The organism is Aquabacterium soli (genome assembly GCF_003933735.1).
GTDB lineage: Bacteria > Pseudomonadota > Gammaproteobacteria > Burkholderiales > Burkholderiaceae_C > Aquabacterium > Aquabacterium soli.
In genome coordinates this window covers 1-25,029 of the sequence record NZ_RSED01000026.1, presented here as the reverse complement: position 1 = coordinate 25,029, position 25,029 = coordinate 1, and the positions used below count along the sequence as shown (strand labels likewise).

Here is a 25,029-nt window from a genome sequence, read left to right as displayed (position 1 = left end):
CACGGGAAACGGTTCAATGGGAAAGGCCATGGCGTCCCCCGGCTTTGCCGGGTCGGCGTCCTGCAGGTTCGCGCCTTCGCGCTCATCCCCTTNGGGAAAGGCCATGGCGTCCCCCGGCTTTGCCGGGTCGGCGTCCTGCAGGTTCGCGCCTTCGCGCTCATCCCCTTCGGGGACTGCCTGCGGCAGCCTTCCGTATGCCTGACGCCTCCGCTGCGGCCTGAGGCCTTCGCTGCGCGCTGCGCTTGCCCGTTTCCCACGGGAAACGCCATCCAGAAAGACAAGCGGGGCAAGCCCCGCATGGAACTGTGCGACGTGTAGAGCGTCGTCGCATGCTTTCGGGCGGGATACGGAGTTCGACCCGCTCAGGCGGGTCGAAGCCCTACCGGGCCGGCTCCTACCGCCCTCATGCCCCGTCCCCCGGACGGGGCACCGCTCGATGCTCCTATGAAGCGAACCAGTGGCGGGGAGACGATTGAATACAGTCTTGATGGTGGGGGGGCTCCGGCCGAAGGCGGGGCGGATGCGCGGCGGCAGACTCGCCACGGCCACGGCCACGGCCACGGCCACGGCCACGGCCACAAGACAGGGCGCATATATACCAATAGAACAGTTCCCATGGTATACTAACGCACGGGCAACAAAGAATGTTGCGCTGAGGATCATCAGGGATAGCAGCCCTGCCCTCTTACCTGCACTAGGACACCATGATGGCATCGGGCGTAGCCAGCACCCTGCTTTCCCAGGATCAAATTCAAGCCCTTCGGAGCATCTACGCCGGCCGCCTGGTGGCCGTTTGCTTCGGCGCGGGAGTCGATAGTACAGCGATGCTAGTTGCACTGCGCGCAGCGGGCATCCGCCCCGACGTGATCACCTTCGCCGACACAGGGGGCGAGAAGCCCGAAACCATGGCCCATCTCGATGCGATGAACCGCATCCTGCTGGGTTGGGGCTGGCCGGCCATCGATGTATGCCGCAAGGTTCCGATGGCGTCCACGGGCTACGCCGACCTTTTGGGCAACTGCCTCAAGAACGAAACATTGCCCTCGCTGGCCTTCGGAATGAAATCGTGCTCCATCAAGTGGAAGCAAGGGCCTCAAGACCAGTTTCTGAAGGGGGCGAAGCGTGGCCCCAGCACCAGGCCACCCCACCCTTTGTGGGAGCGGTCAATCCTGACGGGACAGAAGATCATGAAGCTGATCGGCTACGACTGCGGTCGGGCCGATGTGCGCCGCTCGAAAGCAATCAAACAGTCCGACTCAGATTTTGACTACTCATACCCCCTGCAGGTCATCGGCTGGAGCAGGCCGGATTGCGTGCAGGCCATCACCTCCGAACTTGGCGCGGCACTGGTGCCGGTCAAGTCTGCCTGCTTCTTCTGTCCGGCATCGAAGCACTGGGAGCTGTACTGGTTGGCGGCATACCACCCTGCCTTGCTTGAACAAGCCTTGAAGCTTGAGCGGACAGCCCTGACCGGGAGGCACAGCCGGTTTGATGCCGTCGAGTTCGGGGCAACTTGGGAGGCCATCGTTCGTGGCGCTGACAGGTTCCCCAGCACCACAACCACCGTGGGGCTGGGGCGCAGCTTTGCGTGGAACCAGTGGGCACGGGTTAACGACGTGGTGAACGGGGAGTTCGTTGTTCATCGATCGGCCGAAGCGGTGGCCCGGTTCGTTCTGATGTCGCAGTCGCTTCGGGATGCTGACAATGCCTTTGACTCACGCGGGGGCAAGGTCACCCAGATCCACAGCGTCACCAAGGCTCAGCAAATGGAGTTGACATGGTGAGCGCACGTCATCAACCGATCCCGACAGTTCGTGTCGGTGTGCCCCTGCCTGGTGGGCAGTTGGTGGCCGCAGCGCGCGACAAGGGTTATCCGGTGCTCTTCTCCGCCAACGCCTTTGCCCGGACCTGGCCGAGAGGACACGAGCGAGAAGGCTTTTTCAAAGGCTTCCGTCTGCCGGACCCCGCCCAGTTCGACGGGCTCGATGCGGCTTTAGATTCGGCCGGGTTCGTGGCGGCTGTGCGGTATGGCGACTATCGGTGGACCGTAGAGGACTACTTCGACCTGGTGCAGGCCTATCCCTGGGCCTGGTACGCCGCCATGGACTATTGCTGCGAACCCCAGATCGCACAAGACCGGCCGCTGCGGTTGCTGCGGATGGCTGCGACCGCTTACATGCTTGGTCAATGCCGCAAGGAGGCGTCTGACAGGCAGCTGCCTCCCCCCATGCCGGTGCTCCAGGGCTGGACACCGGATGAGTATGCAACGTGCGCTGCCTGGCTGCCCTTGATGGAGTGGCCTGACCTGGTGGGGCTAGGGTCAGTCTGCCGGCGCCCGGTTCACGGTGACACCGGCATCCTGGCTATTCTCGAAGCGGTTGACCAGGTGCTTCCCGCTCATGTTCGCCTGCACCTTTTCGGGGTTAAGAGCACGGCACTTGAGAGGCTGGCCAGCCATCACCGCGTGGCATCAGTTGATTCGATGGCCTGGGATGTTCAGGCCCGAGCCGAGCGCCGCACGGGCCGTGACATGGCGTTCCGGATCTCCCACATGGCGGCCTGGGCCGACCGACAGCGCAGTATTGCGGCCAGATCGCGCGCAGCCATGAGCGTTCAGACGATGCTCTTTGACCCGGCCGAGTTTGGTGGTTTCTCCAGCACCGATGAGCTGGTGATGGAGGCGGCTGCCTTGCAGTACGCAGATCTCGTTATGGGGGGCGATCTTGAGTACCGGGATGCTGTCCACTACTGCCATCAGGATGGCACCATTGCCCTGGCCATCGCCAGGCGCAACGGATTGAGCGCGGAGATGCTGGCCGAGTGTGACGACATGCTCGAAGGATTCGGCACAAGGATCTCAAATCTGCAAGAATCATGGGGCGCGGGGTGCACTGCCCTGCCCTCCCCCTTCGGACCTGAAAGGACATCCCATGCCACCGCTGCTGCATAAGATCAGCCCGACCGAGCCCGGCGCCGCCACCGGCCCGCTGGTGCTGGCCGATCGCGCCGCGTACAGCATCGCGGCTGAACAGGCCGAGGCTGTGTTTGCTCTGGAAGACATGGCCCCCAGCGCTCAGGACAAAGCCATCACCGCTGCCATCCTGGCCGGCAAGGTGTCGCCTGAACAGGCCCGCGAAGAGCTGCGCGAATACGTGATCGCCCACAAGAGCGTGGCCGGCTTCCTTGAATCCCGGAGCTGGGGGCGGTAAGCCCTGCAGCTCGATCACGCTCAATGTCATCCGCCCTGAGGGACGAGAACGGGGTATTTCGCAACAAGCTGGGGATCACTGATGCTCGCGAGCTCAAGGCGGCGGAATACAGCCTGACCTCGATGCGGATGGCCGAGCTGGAGGCAGGCCGGACCCCTCCCCTGCCCCAGTCCTTCGGCCTTGACAGGCTTCGCGCGATTCACGGCAACCTCTTCCAAGATGTCTACGAGTGGGCGGGCAAGCTGCGCACAACACCCTCGTCCAAAGCCGCTGAAAACGGACTGGTGTCAGTTTTCGAGAACCCGGACAAGCTTGTTTCGAGCTGGGACAAGTTGGCCGAACGGACACAAGCCTTTGCGGTGGCCACGGGCCTGACCGTCAAGCAAAAGCGCGAGGAACTCACGGGCATCTACATCGAGGCCAATCGCATCCACCCCTTCCCTGAGGGCAATGGACGCTCGCTGCAGACCTTCATGAAGCAGCTCGCCAGGGAGCAGGGCCTTGAACTTGACTTCACCAGGGCCACGGCGCGCGAATGGAACCAGGCCAGCGCTATCAGTGGCACCCATGGGCACCTGGTCGAGCGGCAGTATCTGATCCCAGAGCCCCCGGACGCTGGGCCCATCACCAAGATCATCGAGCAGATCGCCCGCCCTGCCCGCGCACTGGCATTCGAGAAGCTACCGGAGGCCGAGGCCTGCGCGAAGTTCCCCGAGCTGCGCACGGCCTACGATGGTCTGAGAGCTATCGAGAACCAGGTGAAGCAGCGTGAAGGCTATGGGCCAAAGCAGGTTGCCGATTACATGGAGCATGTCCGGGAGGCGTTCGTTAAGCGACTGGACGAGCCCAACCCGATCGAACGTGTGCGGCAGGTGTCACCAGGCCGCGAGCGCTGATCGTTTCCCACGGGAAACGTGAATCAGGCCAGATCCACCCCTCACCCCTTCAAGACCGTATTGAGATCGACCGCCGGGCGCTGTCCTCACCATAGGAGCATCGAGCGGTGGCCCGTCCGGGGGACGGGGCATGAGGGCGGTAGGAGCCGGCCCGGTAGGGCTTCGACCCGCCTGAGCGGGTCGAACTCCGTATCCCGCCCGAAAGCATGCGACGACGTTTGGCGGTGCCCTGCTCAGGCTCGAACAATCGGCATGTCCGCCCAACGCGTTGTGTATTGCGGTGTCAGCCGCTCTTGCTTCATCGACCACTCCGAGGGACGCCCGGTGCTGCCCGTGGTGGCCACATGAACGCAGCCTTTGCCATAGCGATTGTTGACTGCATCCACAGCCGTCATCAGGCGCGTTCGGTCGGGGCGTTCTTCCGGCTCTAGGTTCAGCTCGCCCTGCAGCAGCTTGTCGGCCTGGATCAGATCCAGCAGCATGACACCAGCTTTGGCGATCTGATGACCAGGCTCATAGATGGCCTGCAGACCCTTGACCGCAGCAGTCACAAGTTCCGATGTGTCAGCCGTAGGGCGCCGCAAAGGCACCACCATGCTGCGCGCATACCGAGGCCCTGGCCTGAATGGCGACGTGTGAGCGAATACGCGCACGGCGCCGGCCAAGCCCTGTTGCTTGCGCAACTTCTCGCCGGCCGTGCTGGCGTAGCTGCTCACGGCCTCGATCAAGGGGCGCAGCTCGCTGACCGTTTGTCCAAAACTACGGGTGCATGCAATTTCTTGTCTCGGTGAGGCCATGTCGTCCAGCTCGATGCAGGATTGCCCGCGCAGTTCGCGCACCGTGCGCTCAAGGGTGACACCCCAGCGGGCCCGGACGGTCGGCACATCGAGCTGCACCAGGTCCTGAACCGTATTGATTCCGCCGGCAGCAAGCTGCTCGCTGATCTTGGGCCCGACACCCCACACTTCACCCACGGGTGTGCGCGTGAAGATCGCCCGGAGTTCGGCGGGGGTCAGGCTGGCCAGGTTGCACACCTGTGCCAGGTGAGGGGGAAAGCTGCCTGGTTTGCGCTCGGCCGTCTTTGCGATGTGATTGGCGAGTTTGGCCAGGGTCTTGGTTTGCCCCATCCCGATGCAGCACGGGATGCCGACCCACTGCAGCACCCTGCTGCGCACCTTGTGAGCCCGGGCAACAAGGTCGCCGCGGATTCCCGTCATGTCGATGAAGCTTTCGTCTATCGAGTAGACCAACTGGCTAAAGCCCAAACCAGCCATGACCGTCATCATGCGGTCGCTCATGTCGCCGTAGAGGGCGAAGTTCGCGGACAAGGCTACAAGCCCGGCGTGTTCTTCGAGGTGCTTGATCTTGAACCAGGGATCGCCCATCTTGATGCCCAAGGCCTTGGCGGCCTCTGATCGCGCGATCGCACACCCATCATTGTTTGAGAGCACCACAACTGGACGGCCGGCCAGGCTGGGCCGGAACACGGTTTCAACTCCTGCAAAGAAGTTGTTGCCATCACAGAGCGCGATCAAGCTCATACGGGGAAGTGCCTGATGGCGTGGCGGACGACGCCCCAGACTTCGACGGTCTGGCCCTCGCGCGGCACGATGTCGGGATAGGTCGCATTGGCTGCCCGAAGGCGGAACCGGCCGTTTCGCATGTACAGGTACTTGACCGTGAACTCACCATCAACCACGGCCACCACGATGTGGCCGTGAACAGGTTTGACGGCCCGGTCCACCACCAGCACATCGCCGTCGAATATGTGCGCGTCCTTCATCGAGTCGCCCTTGACTCGCAGCAGGTAAGTTGCCTGCGGATGGACGATCAGCTCGGCCGTGAGGTCGATGCGCTTGGCGCCAAGATCTGCTGCAGGGCTCGGAAAGCCGGCCCATACATGATCACCCAGGAGCAGCAGATCTGCTGCCCGGGATGCGATCAGCAACGGCTGACCCTGCGCATTCGGCACACTGTACATACATACAGTATATGCCGCAACATCGGGCGCGGGTAGGGCAGGGGGGTTTAGAGCGTTCCTTGAGCGGCCAGCGCCGCGTCTGTGGCAATGGCGTCCGCCACGTCAAACACCTCTATGGGCTGCGGCTTGATCAACGCACGCGCGGCAGGCTCAGGTCCCTTGAGCCAGGCCTCCCAATCCTCGGGATCGACATGCACCAATGAGCGCTTGTCCTGGGCATTGTCAGGAAGCTTGTCATCATGGCGATGCAGGCGGCTAAGCAAGGGGTGGCCGTCGCAGTTGCATGTGATCATGGTGAAACTGGGGATGACCTCCCCCGTGTCGGGGTCGGCCCAGTCATCGGACCACAAGCCGGCCAAAAACCAAGGCTGGCCATCGGCGCGCTTGAGGTGCCACCAGATGTTTTTCTTGGTTTCCCAGTTGGGCTCTTGATACCACCGGGCAGGGATTAGGCAACGCCGGCCGGCCTTCCACACCTTGGCTGCATTGGTTGGCCGTTCAGTGCCATCCATGGCCTCGATGCGAGCATTGTTCGTATGCCGGGGCCTCTTGGCCCGGGGCTTCTTGCCGGGCTCGGGTTTGGGCTGGATGTAGTCGATCCGCTCAGGTTGCCCCGGGCGAATCAACCCCCATTGCCCCAAGCGCCCGTGTAGCGTGCCTTCGTGCGCCACCATGAACAGACCAGTCTGAAACGGGCCCACGGGACGAGCGTCAAACCCCGGCAGCTCAAGCTGTCGGTTCAGCAGGCCCAGGCTTTGCCGAAGCGCCAAGGCCTCTTCCATCTGGTAGAGATTGCACATGGGGGAACCATACACCAACCTCCCTGTTGCGTTGTCGCAATCCAAGACCGTTTCCCACGGGAAACGCTTTCCCTCTACAACTGTTCCCATGGTATAGTTACGCATCTGCCCGCTCGGGTAGACGCGGCCTCACCGATGATGCAGCGTCGGCGCCGGAAACACGCTTACTAGGACGAAAGCCATGGCTAAACCGAAAGCACTTCTCTTCGCGATCCAAAAGGGTGGGCAGGGGAAGTCCATGCTTAGCACCCACACCGCATTTCTGGCCGCTGAGCGCGGCAAGAAAGTGCTTGCCGCTGACCTGGACGGGCAGGGCACTTTCTCGCGCAACCTTGTTCCTGACGAGTTCGACCGAGACACGGCCCCATCACTCAGCCTGTTCACGGGTACGCAACGCGCCCCCATGCCAATCAGTCTTCCGTATCGCACCGACGGGACCATCAGTCTCATGAGCGGTGATCGCCGGCTGGTGCAGGTCGATGAGAACCCCAAGATTGCCGTTGAAACACTGCGCACCCGGCTGGACAAATGCGCAGCCGGCGCCGACCTGGTGGTACTCGATCCGCCTCCGACGCTCGGCAAGCGACTGCGCGCTGCGCTGATCGCCGCCGACTTTGTGGTGATGCCCTTCGTTCCGGCGCGTGAAAGCGTGGACGGCCTGGGTGATCTCATGGACACCATCGAAGAGGTCAAGCAGGAGTACAACCCAAACCTGAAAGTGATCGGGCTCCTGGCCAACATGGTCAACAGCCGCAGTGGCTTTGACCGCCGGATTCTCGATGACCTGCAGGCGGCGGCACCCGACATGCTCTTGCCGATGATGATCCATGACCGCACCAGCATTTCCGGGGCGATGGCGTCATCCCGACCCGTCTGGCAGGGCTCCCAAGGCGAGAGCCAGAAGAAAGCCGGCGCGGAGGTTCGCCAGGCCCTCAACCACATCCTCGACACCGTGTTCAAGAACTAAGGGGGAGCATCATGACTACCGCACTGAAAAGTTCCATCGCCCGCCTTGGCAATAAGCTGAACGATCTCAAGAAAGACGCTCAGTATTTGATGGTGGCCATCGATTTGTGCGATCGCTACTCGCGCCAGGTCCGAACCGTCTTTGCCGAAGGTCCGCTGCTTGAGCTGTCCGAGTCGATCAAGGTGAACGGCATCATTGAACCGCTGCTTGCCCGCCCCATCGGCAACGGCCGGTACGAGATCATTGCCGGTGAGCGCCGCATGCGTGCTGCCCGCATGGCTGGCTTGAAGGTTCTCCCGCTTCTGGTCAAGGATCTGGATGATGAGGCGGCATACAGGCTTCACCTGGCTGAGAACAACCACCGCGAAAACTTGAGCACGCTTGAGCTGGCAGTGAGCGTTCAACGCGATGTTGACGCGGCCAATGGCGTCCTAGAGAAGGTGGCCCAGCAGTACAACAAGACCAAATCTTGGATCTCCAAGATGCTCGCGATTGCCCGGGGTGGCGAAAGCATGGTCGAGCTGGTGGAAGAGGGCGTTACATCAGACCGTGCGGTTCTCTCGGCAGTGTCGTCCCTTGAACAGCGCTCACCAGAGAAGGCCAAGGCCTTGGCAGAACAGCTCAAAGCAGCCCCCCCCAAGGTCAATAAGCGTCACATCACCGAAGGCTTCATGAAGGCCGACAAGACGGAGCGCACGCAGCAAGCATCATCGGCTGGGAAAGGTGTCAGCGCAAGCAAAAGCAGCGGCACTAAGGCAAATGGCAAGGACCAGGCAACGGCAGCCGAACCCGCGTGGCGCACAAAGACCACGATCGAGAGAGGCAACACCGAGATCCTGATCGTGGTTGAGCTCTCGCCTCACTCTCGCTACGCATCTGAGTTTGCAGATCTCTCCAAGAAGTACGGCAAGGCCCGCTTGGTCATGTCCGAGCGGCACCCCGAGCAGGCATACGCCGTTGTTCAGTTCGGCAACACGGCATTGCATCGACGTGTCTACCAGGCTGACGAACTGCGGTTGCTGGCCGTCCAATAATCTTGAGAAAGGGTTAGGCCATGTGGATTCTGATTCTCACGTTAACCATCAATACCAGCACGGGTGCTGCCGCAAGCATCACACCAGTATCTGACTTCACCTCGGAAGCAAGCTGCAACGCTGCTGCAAAGGCTTGGCGAGATGGCATTAAGGATAGACAAGCGAACCCCGCCGCAGTATGTGTCTGCCGACATCAAGCGTGCACAAATACAGTGGTGCCAGTCAAATGACCAAAAACGATCAGCAGGATCTACGCCTTGTGCGAGTGTTCCCCGAAGACCTTGAAAAGGTGCTGGCCAGCTTGCCCCGTACAAGCGAGCGCACCAAGGATTGGTGCCGAGACTTCTTCGTGCGCGGGCTGAGCACTGTGGAGATCGGGCGAAGCTATGGCGTCGAGCCGCAGCACGTCGGCAACAAGGTGCGAGCGATCCGGGCGAAGCTGGCTGATCAAGCATCCCCGTTGAGCTATGTCGAGGTCACGCTGTCGGTCCCGATCGCGATCGCGCAGGAAATGCAAGCCCTGTACAGCGATGCCGAGGTGATGGCCTCGCGGGAGGTTGCAGAGGAAACCTTGCAGCCTATCCTCAAGGCCCTGGCCACGGCCAGGAAGAAGGCGAAAGAGGCACGATGAATACACGAAGATTCACCGCCACAAAGGTGAACGCCCGGATAGCAGCCGGGCGTTCTGTGCTCACTAGGACAGTGGTTTGCCGTGACGAATCACGACTGCACATTCGCATTTTAGGCGGCATTCAGGCCGAACACAAGCGAGCTGGACAGCCTGTGCCTGCCAACCATTACAAAACAGGGGTAGCAGGATGGTGAAGCAGTTTGATGAGAAGAAGTATCGACAGGAGCTGATCGACAGGGGAACTGACCCTGACGTAGCGACCGACATTGCGCACAAGACAGCAGAGAGTCATCGGGAGCAGCAACAACGAGAGAAAGAAGAACAGGACGCCATGGCCATGGCAAGGGCCACAGCGATCACTGATCCCTCGCAAGGCCTGGCCCAGGTCAACAACCTTGTGAGCCGGATCGATCCGCCCTCCGACGTCGCCCGCAGGCTCGCCAAGAAGGCCAAACCGGCCAAGCCCGCCAAGGCGCCGCAAGGCGCGCTTAAAAGCTCTGCAGGCGGATCTACCGGCCGCAAGGGTAAAAGCCTTCCGCCGCCGGCAGAGGAAGCCTTCGACAACCGCCAATTGGCGTTGTTTCAGTCGTTCCTGGCCAACGACGACAGCCAGCGAAACATCCTGTCCAACGCCGTTGATCTTTGGGACAGCATCCCTCGGTACTCGATCTCGCGCCGCAAGATGGACGAGCTGCGCGAACCAAACGGCTACCTGCCAATCCGTCAGGTTCCATTCCGCTATAAATCGATTGATATGACAGCTGTGATCCGCCCTGCGCGGATCGAAGTCAAGGGCGAGCCGGGCAAGACGATCGAGTATTACCCCAGCGCCCGCGAGGAACTGATCGAGCAAGCGCTGCGGCACATGGCCAGCGAGCGCGGCGCGGGCGGATTCTTCGAGGGCTCGCCGCTGCGCAGTGGCGTGTATTTCACGCTCTATGGCCTTCGCAAGGAGCTGGCCCAGCATGGTCACTCGATGACGCATCAAGATCTGGCTGAGGGCCTTGATGTTTTATCCCTCGCGCCAATCGAGATCCAGACTGATGGAATTGACGAGCTTAGGGTAGGGCGGTTTGGCCGATCCACATTCCTTGTCAACCTGGCCGGCGTGAAGAAGGAAGATCTTGAGCGAAATCCGCACGCCCGGTGGTATTGCGAGTTTCATCCCTTCGTCACCGCCAGTTTCGAGTCAGTGGGTTATCGGCAGTTCAACTACGACCGCTGGATGAAGGGGCGTTCACAGTTGGCTCGCTGGCTGATCAGCCAACTGGTGCTCAAGTACACACAGGCAGCGATGGGCAACACCTTCGTCATGAAGTACTCCACGATCAAGCGTGACAGCGGTTTGCTCGATGGCTACAAGCAGGAGCGCCAGGCCGTGGCCGCGCTGGACGACACCTGGGACGAACTGAAACAGCTCGGCGTGCTGCTGAGCATCCGCAAGGATGAGGAACGTGGCGCCAGGTCCAAGCTGGTGGACGTGAGCTATGTCTTGCATCCATCACGCGCCTTTGCAAGCGAACAGCGCGCGGCCAACAAGCGAAGTCTGGACGCCCGTGGGGAGCTGAGCCCGTCGCAGCAAGACACCCTCTTGTAACGGGTTGTTTAGGTGACGGGTCAAGCCGGTATTTGCCGCTGATCCCTCGCCTATCCCAGAGGAGAGCGCCCTGGCCAGGTTGTTTGGGTGACAGGATGAGCTGTTTTTCAGGCTGTTCCAGTGACAGTTGCCAGGTTGTTGAACTGACGGGGCGATATCTGCCGGGTTGTTTGGGTGACACCTGGCCAAAACCGTCGGGTTGTTTGGGTGACGGGTTCTCGGCAAATCAGGCTGTTTGGGTGACGGGACGGCGGGTTTTCAGGTTGTTTGGGTGACGGGTTTTCACAGTGCGGGCAATCGTCGGGTTGCTGGGCTGACAGGTCGTGCCCCCGCCTCAGGCTGTTTAGGTGACAGGTCGGGTTGCCTGGGTGACGGTTTCCACGCCTAAGTTCTTGTCAGGCAAGACCTTTCCCCCCTTGTATCCTTCTTACCCCTCTTTCTTACCCTTCTCTTAACCGCGTAGGGACGGCTAAAACCGATTGCGCGTGGGGTAGAAAAAAGTGCGGCCCTGCGGGCCGTGTCATGGCAGCCTGCGCAACCCTTCGGGCCGCTGGTCTGCTGGTGGCGCAAAGCGCCCATAAGTGACCCCGCCATGCGGGGTTGATCAAGCCCCCAAGGGCTTTGCCCTCGACCTCGGCTTAGGCCGATCTCTCACCCAACACCAGACAACCGAAAGTGCCCCCCAAAAGGGGGGCGAACAAAGCCAACCCCCCAACCAATGTCAGAGCCCGCGTAAGCGGGCTCCAACCAGTTCGCGGGGGCCGCAGGCCCCCCTGTCCATCTGCGGCTACGCCTTCGATGCGAACTCGACCCCCCTGGGGCAGGGCAAGCCCTTCCCCCGCCAAAGGCGGCACCCCCCACCCAATCCTGTCTTGAAAGGAGGGGGGGGCGATCAGTGGCAAAGCGCGGCATGGGCTGCCGGAAAGGGGCTACAGGCAACGATCTCACGGCCCCCAGGGGGTAGAGCACCCTGGGCTGGCAAATCGCTCTGGCTGGCTGGAATAGGAAATGACGAATTCCAGCTCATGCGAGGGCACTTGACCAGGACGTGGCCACGACCCGAAAGAGCGGCCGCCACGTTACCGCACGTTGCAAAAATAAGTGTTCCAATGGAACAGTTCCCATGGTACACTAGAGGCCTGACGCAAGGGGAATCGGAGATAGCAGCTCCCCCTTTGCTTCCCAAGCATCACTAGGAGCAGACCATGAAAAAAGGGCGGGCGTTTCCCGTGGGAAAAGAGGTGTCGCATGACTGATCGTCGCGCCATCCACCTCAAGCGGACCAGCTTTGCGGGCATCAAGTCCACGCTGGTGTTCCAGGACGACGCGCTCGGCCTGCAGGTGTTCCGATCCGAAGCCAAGACCGGCCGAGTGGTTGAGATTGCCTTCTCTGGCATGCGCTGCAAGCCTGACTACAACTTTAGTTTTGGCTCGCACCAACAAGCGGAGATCCACAGAACCAAGTGGATCGAAGGCAAGCACGCGGCGAAGACGGCCAAGAGCGTGCGGCAGACCGAGCGTCAGGAGCGCTTGCGCGAGGGTCACACCCTGGTGGTGGGTGATGTGCTGTCGGCGAGCTGGGGCTACGACCAGACCAATTACGAGTACTTCCAGGTGACTCGCGTGTTTGGCCTGCGCTCAGTCGAGATCCGCGAACTGGCGAAGGAAGCGCAAGAACACACGAGCCAGGCCATGGCCGGGGTTTGCGTGCCAATGAAAGGCCGATTCATCGGTGAGCCGATGGTGAAGCGCGTTGACACGGATGGCCGTGTGAAGGTGCATAGCTGGGGCGTTTGGGCAAGCAAGAAGGAAACGACGACCGTTGTAGGCGTCGAGATCTTCAAGCCCGACAGCTACACGGACTACGCCTGATCGGAGCGCACCATGACCATCAAAGTTAAGAAAACGCTCCTTTGCATGTTCGGCGCAATCGGAGGCGGCGCCTTGGGCTTCAAGAAATCCAGCGTCAAGGTTGCCGGCATGGAGGGCACCTGGGAGTGTCTCGGCAGCATGGACATCGATGCGCGGGCTAACCGGGTGTTTGCCCGGCGGGTTGGTGTGCCAGCGCTGGACATCGATTTTGCTGACCGCAGCCAGTACATCGCGATCAACGGCCACCAGCCGCCCGAGGGCTGGAGGGAGGCCACGCCGGCTGATGTCCGTCGAGCATCCCAGGGCCGTCGCCCCGACTGTGTATTCCTGTCGGCACCGTGCAAGGGCTTCTCGGGCCTGCTGCCTGAATCAAAGAGCCTCAACCCCAAGTACGTTGCCATGAATGGGCTGGCCGAGCGTGCCTTGTGGCTGCTGCTGGAAGCTTGGCGCGATGACCCCGTGCCCATGATTCTTTTCGAGAACGTGCCGCGCCTGGTTTCTGCTCGCGGTCGTGCCTTCGCCGACCAGCTGATGGGCATGCTCTCGGCATTTGGGTATGCAAGCCGTGAGACGGTGCATGACTGCGGCGAACTGGGGGGGCTGGGTCAGACCCGCAAGCGCTGCCTCATCGTCGTGCGCCATCCCGAGAAGGTGCCGAACTGCCTCTATGAGCCGCCCAAGCGCCCCTTGCGTTCGGTGGGTGATGTGCTGGGCAAGATGTGGTTGCCGGGTGATCCCCTTGCAGGGCAGATGCACCGCATGCCGCGCCTTCAATGGAAAACCTGGGTTCGCCTGGCATTTGTTGAGGCCGGCTCTGACTGGCGTTCGCTGAACAGGTTGGACGTGGACGACGAGGGCAACCTGCGTGATTACTTGATTGTCCCTGGCCTGGCTGGTGACGATCAAGGGCAGTACGTCGGTGATCCGCGAGTCATCGAGCATGCCAACTACTCACACGCCGGGTTTCGAGTGACACGGTGGGGCCAGTCGGCCAATTGCATTACCCGGGCGGTGGCGCCGGGATCTAGCGCCCAACAGGTGGCCGATCCCAGGTTCACCGATCTAGGCCCGAACAACCTCTATCGCATCGTCCCGAAGGGATCAATGGGCGCAGAGGTCGCAGATCCGCGTCACCATGGGCCGGCCAAGCACTCCAACGAGTTGGCAGTTCAGGCGTGGGGCGGGGCAGGGCGCGCAGTCACGAGCGCCCACGGCAGCGGCGCCTGTGTTGCAGACCCTCGGGGCCCGCAAGACACCAAACTTTTCGGCAAGTACCACTGCGCGAGCTGGGGTGCTTCGTCCAGAACAGTCATCAGCGGAGACAACAACGGGGCCTACGCGGTTCAAGACCCGCGCACGAGCATGGACCCCAACCGCACCGCCTACCTTACTGGCGGGCATTTTGGCGTGACTCGCTGGGTCGATTCCTGCGGCGCGGTGAGCGCGAGCGCTTGTCACGACAATGGCTCATGGTCTGTGGCAGACCCGCGCCTGATGCCGGCGGGCAATGAACAGTTGGTGGCGATGATCCGTGCGCTCGATGGAACCTGGCACCGTCCGTTCAGCACGTTGGAACTCGCAGCGCTACAGAGCCTGTTCGATCCAGAAGACCCGGCCGACGTTGCAGCCTTCACCGATGCCATGACGCTCGACACGTCCAGCGACGGCCAACATCGTGAGTGGATCGGCAATGCCGTCCCCCCCGACGCGGCCGAGGCAATGGGCAACGAGATCTTGCGTACCTTGATGCTGGCCGATGCCGGCGAAACCTTCCAGCTCTCAGCCACGCCCGTATGGGTCCGCCCTTACGTGGCTGCCCTGCAGCTCTCCGGCCAGGACGTGCCGGCCTTCGAGGGGAGGGCATAAGCGATGGGCTACATCAATCCCCTCCTGCGCCTGGATGCCGTCCAGCAGCTCCTAGAGCTGCCGGCCGAGCAGCGGGGCGCTATCGCGGCCCTTTTGCGCGAATTGCGGGTTGACGCGGACCGGCAGGCCGAGAACGCGTGGAAAAAGCGCAAGGGGCCAATGGCCGCCTACTGGCGAGCGGTGGCCACCTACGCCAGGCACACCGCGCATGCCCTGCACCGCGGCGTCCCGCACCTTCGCGTCATCGAGGGCGGAAAGCGCCCCGACCTGGCCAAGACGCCCAGCGCCACGCCTACACGTCAGAAATCGCAGCCGAGGGCCCAAGCATGAACGGCACGAACGAAATGGATCTGTTCGGCCAGACGGAGCGAGGCGCAGCCATCGATGCCCTGCATGAGGCCACCGCCATCTACACCAGCGAAGCCATCGTTGAACAACTGCTTGACCGCATCCGCTGGCCTCTTGGTGCGCGGACGCTGGTAGACACGAGTTGTGGTGATGGGGCCTTTCTCGGTCGTGCGCTGGATCGCTTGCTGTCCCAGCAAGCCGGGATCACCGACACTGAGCTGCTTGCGCGCGTGAGTGGCTGGGAGATCCACTTTTTCGCAGCCGACCAGGCGCGGGCTCGCTTGCGACAAGTCTTGCTTGAGCATGGATATCCTGGCGATCGGGCTGAATCCATCAGCATGGCCATGATTCGGTGTGCCGATTTCTTGACCGAAGGGCCGACGAGTGGGGCCTTTCACGCAATCGTCGGGAATCCGCCTTACCTTCGATTCAGCCATGTCCCCGAGCTGCTGCGCATGGAGTACGCGGGCATTTTGCCGGAGCACGCACGGGCAGATCTGCTGCACAGCTTTCTGGATCGATGCGCCGCGCTTCTTCACCCCGATGGTGAGCTGGCGATGGTCACAGCGGACCGCTGGCTGTTCAACGATGGGGCAGCGCGCCTGAGAGAGGTTGTCGGGCAGCGCTTCGGCCTGGCCCACGTCAGCCGCCTCGATGCAGCATCAGCTTTCTACAGGCCGAAGCTGCGACGCGCAAACACGCCCCCCCGAGTTCATCCGGTGGCCGTTGTCTTGAGCCGGGCCCAGGGTGCTTTGCCAATCGGACGTGAGCCGATCTATCCAGGCGAGAACATCGGCGTGCCGGCGCCGGCTGGTGTGACGCTTGGCCAGGTGGCAGCCATCCAGCTCGCGCCCTGGCTGGGTACACCAGGTGTGTTTCTCGTGAACGCCAACACGGCAGCGCGTCTACCAGTCGCGCACCTGGTGCCGGCTGTTGACAGCGCCGACATCCGCGACGGCTTGCTGATGCAGCCGACCCGGTTTGCAATCGTCACCCGCCCGGGTGAGGAACCACACCCCGAGGTGATTGCGCATCTGAAGCGAGAACGACAAAGCATGTGCGCGCGTGGCCAACGTCGTGTGGCTCAGTGGTTGCCGCCGGAGAATGTGCACGACGTCGACGTGTCGTGTCCGTCTCTGCTGGTGCCGCGCATCACGCGCACGCTGCGGCCCGTCCTGGTTCCACCAGGCGTGCTGCCCATCAACCACAATTTGCGCATCGTGTGCACCGGGGCAATGTCGCTGACTGAGATAGAGGCGCACTTGTGCAGCCCCGAATCCGAAGCCTGGTTGCGCCAGAACGCGGCGCCGCTGGAGAGCGGCTTTCGCGCGCTGACAGCCCGAAGCCTCAGATCGCTACCCATCAAGGGCTAAAAATCGCTTGCAATATCGTAACGTTACGCATACCATAACGTAACGTTATGATATGATATGCGTTATTAAAAGGGGTACATGATGGCACGAGAAGGCGTTACATACGAACAGGTCAAGGCCGCAGCCGAGGCGCTGACCTCAAAGCAGATCCCGGTTAGCGTTCGGTCGGTGCGCGTCGAGTTGGGAGACACGGGTAGCCCCAATACGATTCTTCGGCACCTGAACACCTGGCGTGAAACCCGGCCAGAGGCGCCGGCAGCCAGCAGTGACCTCCCGCAAGCCATCCTCAAGGGCATCAACGCTGAAATGCTGCGCGTTGCGGCAGAAGCGCGTGCCGAAGGGGCCGGCCAGCTCGCGCTGGCCAAGGCCGAGGCCTCAGACCTAGCCGCAGCCGGTGAAACGCTGGAAGCAGAGCGCGATGCCCTCGCTGAGCAGGTGGCCAGCCTTACCTCCGAACGGGATGTGCTGGCCGGCAGGTCCGCCGAGCAAGGGGCCGAGATTGAGCGCCTGAACAAAGAACTTGAGCGCGAAAGGCAGGCCACCGAAGAGGCACGGATTCAAATTGCAAGAAACCGCCTGCAGATCGACGCCAGCACCGAGCAGCTGACTGACATGCGCGCCACGGTTGACCGGATTGAATCGGCGTTCAGCACCGAGCGACAGGGCAGGGTCGAGGCTGAGCGTGAGTTGGCCGGCGCGAAGGCCGACCGGGCCAGCCTTAATGATCGCCTGACTGAAACACGCACACGCGCGGACCAGCAGGCCGAAGCCGCTCGGACGGCTTCCAATGAGGTCGCGCGACTTCAAGAGGCGCTGAACACCATGACGGCAGAACGCGCCGGCTTGTCCGAGCTGGTGGACGATCTTCGCACCCGCGCCGACCAACAAGGTGAATCCGCCCGGCTCGCCTCCAATGAGGCTGCGCGGTTCAAGGAAGCAGCCGCGCGGGAAGCAGCCCGCGCGGACGAGCTGCGGGCGGATCTGGCGCAGGCCCGGGCTCTGATCGTGGCCAGCGCCAATGCACCAGGTCAGCAGGCCGCGAGCGCATCGGATGCCGGGCCTGCCGCTGGAAACCAACCCAAGGCGGCCCGGACCCCCAGATCCAAGAAGTCCGGAGGGACCGACCAACGTTGATCAGCAGCGGCGCCAGGGCAGGCGCCGCAACCATGCTTAGCAGCCCATACACAAAATCAGTTTGGAGAATGGAAATGTCAGCACAACCTGCGACATCAAGCGAGCTACGTGACTCGATCATGACAGTGCTCGGTAGCCTGCCCCACGGATGTGAGATCCGGTATTGGTGGCAAGACGGCAAGCAGCACATGAGCATCCAGTTCGACGGCCAGCCGCCGCAAGTCTTGTTCCTCAACCGACTCGCGGACGGCACGGGCGTGCCCACCCCGACAACTCAACATTGAGCAGCCATGGCACGCATATCAACCAAGACTCAGGCCACGACACCGGCCGGCACCTTGATCCAAGGCAATGAACCAACCAGGTTTGCCCCGCTCGCCTTTAGCGATGCTTCGCTGAACGCTGCGAAGTGGCTGGCCCTGGTTTTGATGGTCATCGATCACAGCAACAAGTACCTGTTCGGGGGCAGTGTTCACTGGATGTTCGCCCTCGGCCGCATCAGCATGCCGCTGTTCGCCTTCACGCTCGGCTACAACCTGGCCCGGTCTGGCATGCTCGCCAACGGCGGCTATCGCCGCCTGTCCATCCGATTAGCCCTGTTTGGCCTTCTCGCGACAGCGCCTTTCATCGTGGTGAATAAGCTCGCGCACGGATGGCCCTTGAACATGATGTTCACTTTGCTGGTGGCCGTGGTTACGGCCTGGCTTCTTGACACTGGCGGGCGCTTGCAAGGCATCGTCGCGTGGCTGGTGTTCGCGTGGGCAGGAGCGGCAAGCGAGTATTGGTGGCCGGCAATCGGCCTATGCCTGTGCGTGTGGGCCTACCAGCGCAAGACATCCGGTGCCGCTGTGTTTGGCTTCGCCGTCTGCCTGATCTCACTGTGGTTCATCAACGGCAATTTCTGGGCCCTTGCATCTGTTCCCGTGCTCGCATTGGTACGGTACTGGCCGTACAGGCTGCCTCGCGCTCAATGGTTCTTTTATGGCTTCTATCCACTGCACCTAGCTTTCTTTTGGTGTTACTTAACTTATTTGGCTAAGGCCTAATTTCGGAGTAATCACATGCGTATCCTATTTCTGTCATTCATCGCCGTTCTCGTTGCTTGCATCATTTCTGACGGCCTCGGCCACGATGCTGACGTGAAACTCGCTATTCACCAATCTGAGAGGCAAAGTGCACTAGATTCAGAGCAACGGTCGATCCTTTCGCACCTCGAAGCAAAACATAATGAAACTGTTTCCGAGTTCGTCCGTGATTGGAGGCGAGCGTATCCAGCAGCATCCGAAACGTCCCTACAAGAGCTGAGGCTCATCGAGCAGAAGATCAATAATGATGTCAATGCTGCGAATCAATTCACACTGGCTTACCATCAGAAGAAGGCGGATGAAGTAAATGGAGCCATCGAAGCCCCCTTCTCACTCTTTGACGTAAAGCTAGAGGCCCGACCTGGCATGTAACCTCATTCTCCGCCTAGGTATCTCTGTTTAAATCTTTACTCGCATATGCCATCGCATCCGTCGCCTTTCTCGCCCGATGTTGAACGTCAGTTGCTTGATCGGCTCCTAACAGTCAAAAGCTGGATTTCGGAGTTTGCCAAAGTGATGGGAAAGCGAAATCCGCCAGAACTCAAAACCTGGATCAGCGGGCACATGTACTACGCTCCGATCCGCAACGTTATCAAGATTCCAAGCACGCATCTTCTGACTCTGCCTGACAACCAGTTGCGAGTCGCTGTTGCACATGAGATGGGGCATTTTTCACGGCGCTGGCCTAGTTTCTTTTCATGGACGCTAGTTCGCAGACTGAACGAAGAAAAAATCGCCGACCGTTGCTCGATCATGCTAACGGGTGCCACCATTGAAGACTGGGCGAGTTCACTTATTGCGGTCGCATTAATTGAAGATCCAGGGTATCTATTCGAACAAGATCTCGTGTTCCAGGCGCGGAAATATGTTCTCCAGCGATGGGTTAATCTGAAGAAAGCGGGGTAGGGCGTCCCCCGGCTTCGCCGGGTCGGCGTCCTACAGGTTCGCGCTTTCGCGCTCATCCCCTGCGGGGACTGCCTGCGGCAGCCTTCCGTATGCCTGACGCCTCCGCTACGGCCTGAGGCCTTCGCTGCGCGCTGCGCTTGCCCGTTTCCCACGGGAAACGTCATCCAGAAGGACAAGCGGGGCAAGCCCCGCATGGAGCTGTGCGGCGTGTAGCGCGTCGTCGCATGCTTTCGGGCGGGATACGGAGTTCGACCCGCTCAGGCGGGTCGAAGCCCTACCGGGCCGGCTCCTACCGCCCTCATGCCCCGTCCCCCGGACGGGGCACCGCTCGATGCTCCTACTGGCGATCATGGTGCCAGGCGACCAGGCTTGAATACCGTCTTGAAGAGGGAGGGTCCGGGTCAAGTCAAGCCCCGGCTAGGGCGAACGCAGCACGCGCAAAGGCCATAAGCGTTACGTCGTGTTACTCTTCAACTATTGCAATGGAACAGTTCCGGTAGTATAGTTATACACATGGCAGCAAGGTTTGCAGCCATGCAGGAAGAACCAGAGATAGCAGCTCTGCCTCCTGCCTTGTAACTCACTAGGAGCTAGTCATGACCGCACAAACCACCACCAAGGCCCGTCGCTCTTCCGCCGCAATCACCGACGCGCAAGCAGCCGATCAGGGTACTCCGATGGACCGCCTGGCAGCCCAGGCTGAGCGCACCAATGCGCAGCGCGATCAGGTCCACCTGGTTGACCTCATCGATGCGAACACGCGCGGCGTGCTGACGCTGTTCCCCTACACCCCGCGCAAGGCGGAAGAGGGCAAGACCTATCCCGCGATGACCGGCCACCTGGACACCAAGCAGGTGAAGATCCCCGTGTCTGCCTTCGCCAAGATGACCGAGGAAGGCCGCCCGTTCCTGAGCCTGGCAATCGGGCCGCAGGGGCAGAACCATATCGGCGGCGCGGTGTTCCGCCAAGAATCGCAGAACCAGGATAACGGCGCATGGGAGCTGGCACCCGGCAAGGAGAACGAGCGTCACGGTGTCATCGGCAAGACCGTTCCCATCGAAGGCACCGACGAGTACGAGACGGTTTTTGAGCTGCGCTTCTATGGCAAGCGCCGCCTGAGCAATTCCGGTGTCCCCTACATCAAGGCCCAGGTGTACCCCGAGCGCAAGCAGGGCACCGATGCCGCCGACGCGATGGAAGGTTGCTTCTGAGATTGAAGAGAAAGGGCGCGGCCTGGTGCCTGCGCCTTGCCTTCGATTCCACACACTAGGAGCAACCACATGCAAGCAGAACAGTTCATCAACGACATTCCCCTCAACGTCGCGCAAAGTGCGTTTCAGGGCACGAGTTTCAGCCCCGAGAAGCGCGCCGCTTCTCATCGTGCGGACTATGCGGCAACGCTGGCCAGCGTCTACGAAGAGATGAAGCTGCAGGCCACGAAGGGTGGCACGCTGGACAAGCTGGAAGCCGTCTTTGCCCGTTACCGTGCGGGCTATGCCAAGGTTTACCGCGCCTGGCTGAGCAGCAGCAGCCGCTGCATATCTTCGATGATCACCGGACCATCGAACTTTCCAACCCGCCGGGCCCAGAAGTGGAATGATGCTGCCCACCGCCGGCTCACGGCGGTTGTGAACTTCCACGAAGGTACGCGCCGGGCGGTGATGCGCGAGCTGCGTCCAGATCTGCGGCCGATCATGGCGGGCGATGCAGATGCAATCCAACGCCTGGCCGTCGAGCTGGCTGGCCTGGAGCGTGACCAGGCGAAGATGAAGGCAGCGAACGCGGCTCTGCGCAAACACGCGAAAGCCGGCAAGGAAGCCCAGGTGCGCGCCCTGATCGAACTGGGCTTCTCGTCGGACGATGCAACCTATGTCGCGAACCCGACGCACTACCGAGGGGCCGGCTATCCCAGCTATCAACTGACGAACAATGGCGCCAACATCCGCCGCGTTCGTGAACGGCTGGCGCACCTGGAGAAGATGCACGCCATGCCTGTGACTGAGCTGCAGGGCGATGGTGTCCGCATCGAGCAAGACCCGCCCGCTAACCGCATCCGGTTGTTCTTTGACGGCAAGCCTGACGCCGCTACACGCGATCGCCTCAAGAAAGGCGGCTTCCGCTGGACCCCCAGTCTCGAAGCGTGGCAGGCCTACATCAACCGCCAGACGGTAGAGCTCGCCAAGTCCTTTGCCAGCACGACGGCCTAGCCGTGAGGTCAGAACTCAAACGCTTTGCCCGCAGCAACGGAGAACGCGGGCGAGTTCTGGCTGCTCGCCTCGCCCTGATCACCAGGCTCTACAGCCGTGACCCGGTGCGCAATGCCTACCTGCGGGGCGAGGTCGAGTACCTGGCCCGGCGCATGGTCTACCACCTTCGGCAGGCCGTGATCGCTGGGGCCCTCATCACAAACATTGAGGCCAGGGGAGGCCGTAACAGCCCCTCTCGCCGCAACCCATCGAGGAAGACCACATGAAGCCCCTGAAACTGATCATTGCTGCTTTGGTATTCGCCCTGGCCCTGATTGCTCCACCAGCATTTGCAGGTTCCCTGCTGGCGGGTGCCGGCGTGCTGTGGATGGTTGGGCCTGTTGACCAGGTGCCGCGTGCACAGGTTTCGCTGCGTCCTGCGTTCGCTGACGAGGTGCGCGTCTACGAGCTGGAAGGTGGCGCGGGCGTCGTTGTGTTCAAGACCGTGAACGGCAAACTGTGCAGCCGCTGCTACAGGGCCGGCCGGGGCGCATCATGAACACGATGCACGCCAGTGCGTTTGACTTTCGCGTGGTCTTCCCGGTGCCGCGTGATGAAGAACGCCGCAGGGCAGGGCGGCTGGGCTTGCTTGATCAGAAGGAAGACCCTTCCAGCTCGGATGCGGATTGGGTGGCCTTTCAGCACCAGGCATGGCGTGATGAACTGACGGCCCACTACGTGGAGCGCCGCTACCTGCTTGCCTGCATTGATGCCCATGCTGATCCCGGAACGGGCAAACCGCCCCGCGTGCCTGACACCTGGTGGAAGATCGAGACGCGTGCACGGGCGGAAGTATTAATGATCGATGTGATGGTGGACAGCATGCTTGGCGACTATGCCGATCACTTCGGCCGAGCTGCGGCCGATGCTTTCGAGGCTTTCGTGAAGGCGGGTGTCGCCTCACTGGGAGACGTAGGCCCCAGTCAGCGCCCTTTGTTCTCGGTGCTGTCGTGAGGGCGTGGCGCTACTCGATCCGCTGGGGGCTGCCCCACATCACATGCCCCGGGCCCGAGGTGCTGGGCAGTGTCGATGTTGAGCCTGGCCAGCCTTGCCCGGCTGACCTGGCAGCGCTCACGAAGCCCGGGGCGGGCTACGTCATATCCCTTGATTTTCAACTGCCAGACGCGCCGATGCGTCGATGGAGCAAGGAGGCAAAAGGCAGGGTGCGGCGAAACAACCTTGTCAAGCGGCTGCAACGGCAGGTGCCGTTGTTTGCTGATGAAATCTATGCGCGCGAAACAACTCGCCGGCCGGCGTACTACGCCGGAGAAAATTACTCAGGAGGCTCAGACCATGAGCAATAACACCCCTTTCATGCCTTGGATCGATCACCTGTACGAGGTGGGCGACAAGATCCGTGCTGAACGCACACGTCTGCGTGACAGCGCAGATATGGCCCTCGAACTGGAGCGAAAGGCCGCAGCCCTGCGTGCTCTGGTCGAGAAGGGCAAGGCGGATCTGCTGACCAAGGTCATGAAGAACTGGACCCTTGCCGACATCCAGGGAGCCAGCGAGGCTGCTGCCCGGCACCATCCAGTCCGGCGCACCTTCGATGACGTCGAAGACGGCGCACTGCGCGAATGCCTGCGCACGCTCGATGGCCGGCACCTGGCCAGCGAAGCCCTGCAGGTGTTCCAGGATGCTGGCGTGATCCGTGAGCAGGATCTGCAGGCCGTGCCTGATGAACAGGCCCTTGCGCAACTGGCGGCGCGTGTCCTGGCCTGGTGGCGACACCTCGGCCAGCCTGTCTGCGATCGTCTGGCCATCAAGTAGAGTGACACCATCCCGGTTTGCCCTGCAGCTCCGGCGCTTCGCGCCTGGCTTGCGGGGCACATCGCCATATGCGCCCCCAGGAGCTTCGACCATGAGTGAAGACAGCCCAACCTACCACCCCACCGCCGCGCCCAGCGTAGACGCGATCCTAGCCGCGCCTGATGCGTCGAAATGGCTCAAGGATGCCTTGCGGGCTGCGCTTGATCGTGATCCGGTGGACGCGGCCAATGATGCCGAGCTGCTGGCTCAGGTTCTCGCGGATCGGTGCAATTCGCTGCTGCCCTCCGATGCGGGCTGATGACTGGCCAGCTCCGGCGCGGCCCCTCCGACCACAGGTGGGATCGACCCACCTGCGGCCGGCGGCTCTTGGGGCGCTAGGCGCCCCCGCCACCGGGGCATCCCCCGCCGGCAGCCCGCTGGCGCGGCTGCATCATCGGCTCGCCTTCGGCATCGGCTCGATCTGGATGGACTGGTGGGATTGCTGCATGACCGAACATATCAGACCGTTCTCGGTGTCAAGGGGCTTTCGCGGCATAAACGGTGCCCCCCACCGTGGTGGGCCCCCCCATTTATTCCACGGTCCCCTTGACACCTGCGCTGCGGCCTGAGGCAGGTACGGACGGCAATCCCGCCGGCACTCATTGGAGATCTCGCATGCTCGATCACAACACCCCTTCGGCCTCGATCACGGTCTACGTCAACCATGGCGGGATCGGCTTTTCTGTCGGCCGCGACGGTCAGATCCAGATCCCAACAGAGCAACAGCATCAGCCGCTTCGCCTGGTCAGCTCGCTCGATGGCGAGCTGATCGCGGCTGTCGAAGCCCCCGCGTGTGGTTGGGACACCGACGCCTTGAGCCAGGCCCTTCGAGTCAGGCACCACGATATCGAGCGATGCGCGCCTGTTGATGCTCACCTTGGCGGTGAGTGGATCGGAAGCACCGAGGTCTAGTCTGACCCTAGCTGCTGCACCAGGGGCGAACCTGGTGCCGGCACCGCGGCGCTTTGAGTGCCGCTTTGATTACCCCACCGCTCCTACTTGCGCCCCTGGCCCCAGGTGAGAGAGCTGCGCGCTCCGCTTGCCTGTCGGGGTGGGGTGGTTGCACTTCTGCACACGCTTCAGCGCGCCACAGGTGCCCCGCACTTGCCCGACCTGTGCACGGCAACCCCTGCCGCTTCTTTTCGACGCCAGCACACGGGGCCCACAGCGCAAGGGTTCGGCTTCGCCCCTGTTCTCACCCGTTCGGTGCTCGCCCTTCGGGCTGCGCTCCGCATGCGGCCTCCGAGCAGGCCCTTGCGCTGTGGGCCCCGT

General features: G+C 61.8%; 26 protein-coding genes. 23 read left to right on the top strand and 3 right to left on the bottom strand.

What is annotated here, in order from left to right; all coding sequences use genetic code 11:
* Positions 1–704 precede the first annotated feature (704 nt).
* The 4 genes from EIP75_RS21545 to EIP75_RS21530 are packed head-to-tail and all read left to right on the top strand — an operon-like array spanning position 705 to position 4,105.
* Positions 705–1,784, top strand: coding sequence for a hypothetical protein (locus tag EIP75_RS21545; RefSeq protein WP_199758669.1), 1,080 nt, complete (start codon positions 705–707; stop codon positions 1,782–1,784).
* Positions 1,778–2,950: a deazapurine DNA modification protein DpdA family protein gene (locus tag EIP75_RS21540; protein WP_125245261.1), complete on the top strand. Its 1,173-nt coding sequence runs from the start codon at positions 1,778–1,780 to the stop codon at positions 2,948–2,950. The genes EIP75_RS21545 and EIP75_RS21540 overlap by 7 nt, the downstream gene beginning before the upstream one ends.
* Entirely contained in the window at positions 2,931–3,209 is a 279-nt protein-coding gene (locus EIP75_RS21535; protein WP_125245260.1) for an antitoxin VbhA family protein, read from the top strand. The genes EIP75_RS21540 and EIP75_RS21535 overlap by 20 nt, the downstream gene beginning before the upstream one ends.
* Before the next feature lie 23 nt (positions 3,210–3,232).
* On the top strand, positions 3,233–4,105 hold the full coding sequence (locus tag EIP75_RS21530) for a Fic/DOC family protein (protein ID WP_125245259.1): 873 nt from the start codon (positions 3,233–3,235) through the stop codon (positions 4,103–4,105).
* 233 nt (positions 4,106–4,338) lie between these two features.
* Here EIP75_RS21530 and EIP75_RS21525 read toward each other — a convergent pair whose 3' ends face one another.
* Genes EIP75_RS21525 through EIP75_RS21515 form a run of 3 tightly spaced genes read right to left on the bottom strand, consistent with a single transcriptional unit; the run spans position 4,339 to position 6,886 of the window.
* On the bottom strand, positions 4,339–5,640 hold the full coding sequence (locus EIP75_RS21525; protein WP_125245304.1) for a Y-family DNA polymerase: 1,302 nt from the start codon (positions 5,638–5,640) through the stop codon (positions 4,339–4,341).
* A 2-nt stretch (positions 5,641–5,642) separates the two neighbouring features.
* Positions 5,643–6,086 (bottom strand): LexA family protein, encoded by a 444-nt coding sequence (locus tag EIP75_RS21520; protein ID WP_125245258.1) that lies wholly within the window; start codon positions 6,084–6,086, stop codon positions 5,643–5,645.
* Between the two features lie 47 nt (positions 6,087–6,133).
* Complete coding sequence (locus EIP75_RS21515; RefSeq protein WP_158622944.1) at positions 6,134–6,886, bottom strand: SOS response-associated peptidase family protein; 753 nt, start codon at positions 6,884–6,886, stop codon at positions 6,134–6,136.
* Between the two features lie 181 nt (positions 6,887–7,067).
* Here EIP75_RS21515 and EIP75_RS21510 point away from each other — a divergent pair, with 181 nt between their 5' ends.
* From EIP75_RS21510 to EIP75_RS21415, 19 genes are all read left to right on the top strand, one after another.
* Positions 7,068–7,853, top strand: a complete 786-nt coding sequence (locus tag EIP75_RS21510) for a ParA family protein (RefSeq protein ID WP_125245256.1) — start codon at positions 7,068–7,070, stop codon at positions 7,851–7,853.
* 11 nt (positions 7,854–7,864) lie between these two features.
* Positions 7,865–8,887 carry a ParB/RepB/Spo0J family partition protein gene (locus EIP75_RS21505; protein ID WP_125245255.1) on the top strand — a complete coding sequence of 341 codons (1,023 nt, stop codon included), beginning with the start codon at positions 7,865–7,867 and terminating at the stop codon, positions 8,885–8,887.
* Between the two features lie 226 nt (positions 8,888–9,113).
* Complete coding sequence (locus EIP75_RS21500) at positions 9,114–9,518, top strand: hypothetical protein (RefSeq protein ID WP_125245254.1); 405 nt, start codon at positions 9,114–9,116, stop codon at positions 9,516–9,518.
* Between the two features lie 187 nt (positions 9,519–9,705).
* Positions 9,706–11,115, top strand: coding sequence for a replication protein (locus EIP75_RS21495; protein ID WP_125245253.1), 1,410 nt, complete (start codon positions 9,706–9,708; stop codon positions 11,113–11,115).
* 1,248 nt (positions 11,116–12,363) lie between these two features.
* A complete protein-coding gene (locus EIP75_RS21490; RefSeq protein ID WP_125245252.1) occupies positions 12,364–12,987 on the top strand; it encodes a hypothetical protein in 624 nt (207 codons plus the stop codon).
* A gap of 12 nt (positions 12,988–12,999) precedes the next feature.
* Complete coding sequence (locus EIP75_RS21485; protein WP_125245251.1) at positions 13,000–14,853, top strand: DNA cytosine methyltransferase; 1,854 nt, start codon at positions 13,000–13,002, stop codon at positions 14,851–14,853.
* A gap of 3 nt (positions 14,854–14,856) precedes the next feature.
* On the top strand, positions 14,857–15,183 hold the full coding sequence (locus EIP75_RS21480; RefSeq protein ID WP_233584984.1) for a hypothetical protein: 327 nt from the start codon (positions 14,857–14,859) through the stop codon (positions 15,181–15,183).
* On the top strand, positions 15,180–16,574 hold the full coding sequence (locus tag EIP75_RS21475) for an Eco57I restriction-modification methylase domain-containing protein (RefSeq protein ID WP_233584983.1): 1,395 nt from the start codon (positions 15,180–15,182) through the stop codon (positions 16,572–16,574). The genes EIP75_RS21480 and EIP75_RS21475 overlap by 4 nt, the downstream gene beginning before the upstream one ends.
* A gap of 78 nt (positions 16,575–16,652) precedes the next feature.
* Positions 16,653–17,708, top strand: a complete 1,056-nt coding sequence (locus EIP75_RS21470) for a DNA-binding protein (protein ID WP_125245250.1) — start codon at positions 16,653–16,655, stop codon at positions 17,706–17,708.
* 290 nt (positions 17,709–17,998) lie between these two features.
* Entirely contained in the window at positions 17,999–18,754 is a 756-nt protein-coding gene (locus EIP75_RS21465; RefSeq protein WP_125245249.1) for a TraX family protein, read from the top strand.
* Between the two features lie 15 nt (positions 18,755–18,769).
* Positions 18,770–19,165: a hypothetical protein gene (locus EIP75_RS21460; protein WP_125245248.1), complete on the top strand. Its 396-nt coding sequence runs from the start codon at positions 18,770–18,772 to the stop codon at positions 19,163–19,165.
* A 45-nt stretch (positions 19,166–19,210) separates the two neighbouring features.
* Complete coding sequence (locus EIP75_RS21455) at positions 19,211–19,699, top strand: M48 family metalloprotease (RefSeq protein WP_125245247.1); 489 nt, start codon at positions 19,211–19,213, stop codon at positions 19,697–19,699.
* A 596-nt stretch (positions 19,700–20,295) separates the two neighbouring features.
* A complete protein-coding gene (locus EIP75_RS21450; protein WP_125245246.1) occupies positions 20,296–20,910 on the top strand; it encodes a hypothetical protein in 615 nt (204 codons plus the stop codon).
* A 69-nt stretch (positions 20,911–20,979) separates the two neighbouring features.
* Positions 20,980–21,906 (top strand): hypothetical protein, encoded by a 927-nt coding sequence (locus EIP75_RS21445; protein ID WP_125245245.1) that lies wholly within the window; start codon positions 20,980–20,982, stop codon positions 21,904–21,906.
* Positions 21,907–22,168: 262 nt separating this feature from the next.
* On the top strand, positions 22,169–22,444 hold the full coding sequence (locus EIP75_RS21440) for a hypothetical protein (RefSeq protein ID WP_125245244.1): 276 nt from the start codon (positions 22,169–22,171) through the stop codon (positions 22,442–22,444).
* The gene (locus EIP75_RS21435; protein ID WP_125245243.1) at positions 22,441–22,899 is read left to right on the top strand and encodes a hypothetical protein; all 459 of its coding nucleotides are present in this window, start codon (positions 22,441–22,443) and stop codon (positions 22,897–22,899) included. The genes EIP75_RS21440 and EIP75_RS21435 overlap by 4 nt, the downstream gene beginning before the upstream one ends.
* Positions 22,900–23,238: 339 nt before the next feature.
* Complete coding sequence (kleA, locus tag EIP75_RS21425) at positions 23,239–23,718, top strand: stable inheritance protein KleA (RefSeq protein WP_125245241.1); 480 nt, start codon at positions 23,239–23,241, stop codon at positions 23,716–23,718.
* A gap of 91 nt (positions 23,719–23,809) precedes the next feature.
* Positions 23,810–24,016, top strand: a complete 207-nt coding sequence (locus tag EIP75_RS21420; RefSeq protein ID WP_125245240.1) for a hypothetical protein — start codon at positions 23,810–23,812, stop codon at positions 24,014–24,016.
* Between the two features lie 356 nt (positions 24,017–24,372).
* On the top strand, positions 24,373–24,669 hold the full coding sequence (locus EIP75_RS21415; RefSeq protein WP_125245239.1) for a hypothetical protein: 297 nt from the start codon (positions 24,373–24,375) through the stop codon (positions 24,667–24,669).
* Positions 24,670–25,029: the final 360 nt, after the last annotated feature.